Genomic DNA, 359 nt, shown 5'->3' on the forward strand with positions numbered 1-359 from the left:
ACAAATGGTATGCCGAGCACATGAAGGTCGACTGGAATTGATATCAGAAGAGGGTGACGGCGCATGCTTTACCATGTGTCTACCGTTGGAAAGAAGCTCTTCTTCTGAAGACTAATAAGTTTTAACTGAATTTACACTGGAGAATCCTATGGCTCAAAGCAAAGTGTTAATCGTCGAAGATGATGAAGGTCTACGCGAAGCCCTTGTCGATACACTCGCGCTTGCTGGTTACGAATGGCTGGAAGCGGATTGTGCGGAAGATGCTCTGGTAAAATTGAAATCAAACTCTGTTGATATCGTGGTCTCTGATGTACAGATGGCCGGTATGGGCGGTTTAGCATTGCTAAGAAACATCAAGC

At 45.1% G+C, this 359-nt stretch carries 1 protein-coding gene and 1 pseudogene; both read left to right on the forward strand.

The annotated features are described in order from the left end of the window. Nucleotides 1-115: pseudogene (locus AB4496_RS23375) on the forward strand (PAS domain-containing sensor histidine kinase); the annotation flags it as partial. A 33-nt stretch (nt 116-148) separates the two neighbouring features. After that, the coding region (locus AB4496_RS23380) for a response regulator (RefSeq protein ID WP_372132141.1) at nt 149-359 on the forward strand (211 nt) is incomplete at its 3' end.

Source organism: Vibrio sp. 10N.222.46.A1 (genome assembly GCF_041473595.1).
Taxonomy (GTDB): Bacteria; Pseudomonadota; Gammaproteobacteria; order Enterobacterales; family Vibrionaceae; genus Vibrio; species Vibrio tasmaniensis_A.